2 protein-coding genes are annotated in these 1,009 nt (G+C 67.1%); both read right to left on the bottom strand.

Annotated features, from left to right (window positions below; genetic code table 11):
* Positions 1-755 (bottom strand): helix-turn-helix domain-containing protein (locus tag ABD844_RS52610; RefSeq protein WP_344897780.1); only part of this gene is annotated, 755 nt, incomplete at its 3' end.
* A gap of 63 nt (positions 756-818) precedes the next feature.
* Positions 819-1,009 (bottom strand): GntR family transcriptional regulator (locus tag ABD844_RS52615; protein WP_344897783.1); only part of this gene is annotated, 191 nt, incomplete at its 5' end.

Raw genomic sequence — 1,009 nt, forward strand, 5'->3', positions numbered from 1 at the left:
TCACCGTCGATTATGCCCCCGCCTCCCGACTCGACAAACAGCGCGTCCCCGAGACGCGGCAGGTCGAGCAGCACGAATCCGCCTGTCATTCCTGGGTGGGCACCTACTTCGTGGGGCAGCACCTGCACGATGACGTTCGGCCGCCGTGCCTCCTCGATGAGCCGGGCGAGCTGGTCGCGCATCACCTGCGGCCCGCCGATGCTTTGCCGAAGCGCGTCCTCGGAGATGATCGCGTGCAGCAGCGCAGGGTCGTCGCAGCGGAGGATCCATTGCCGGGCGAGTCGGGCGCGGATCTTGAAGGGGACCAGCGCAGGTTCGTCGGCGAAACGTGCCGCGGTGAGGACGGCCCGCGCGTACGCCTCTGTCTGGAGCAGACCCGGGACTAGCACCGGATGCCAGAAGCCGATCAGCCGGGCTTCAGTCTCGTAGGCCACGTACTCGACCAGCCCGCCAAGGCCGCGACGGTGCTCAGCCCAGTACGGAGTGACCCTGGCGCTGGTTACCAGGAGAAGGCACTCCTGCCGGACACCAGGCTCGGCACCGTACACGTTGAGCAGCATGTGCACATCGCCCGCCGTGGCGTACCGGTTCTGGCCACGCTCTAGCCTGGACAACGTCGATGTGGTGATGCCGGTCCGCTCCTTGACCTGCTGCCCGGTGAGGCCGGCCTGCTCGCGAAGCCGCTGCAAGGTTTGGCCGAGCTGCAAAAGCCGGATGGGCGGGCTGATCCGCTCGAGCGCTGACGTGTCGGCCATGACGGGATTTTGCCCGACTGGACGGTGCTCGGCGATGCCGATGACAGGACACGTGACCTTTCCTCATGCGGACGCAGACGGCTTCTCCCGCGGCCACCGCTCGCGCGAGTCAACGTACGTGCCGCGCTGTGGCACGGTGTACGCCCAACCCTGCTCGCGCAGTAGCGCCACGGCTGCTCGCACCGTCAGCTTCGACACCTCGTACTGCCGTTCCATCTCTGCTTCGGACGGGAGCATCTCGTCCGGGCTGAACT

Source organism: Nonomuraea antimicrobica (genome assembly GCF_039536965.1).
GTDB lineage: Bacteria > Actinomycetota > Actinomycetes > Streptosporangiales > Streptosporangiaceae > Nonomuraea > Nonomuraea antimicrobica.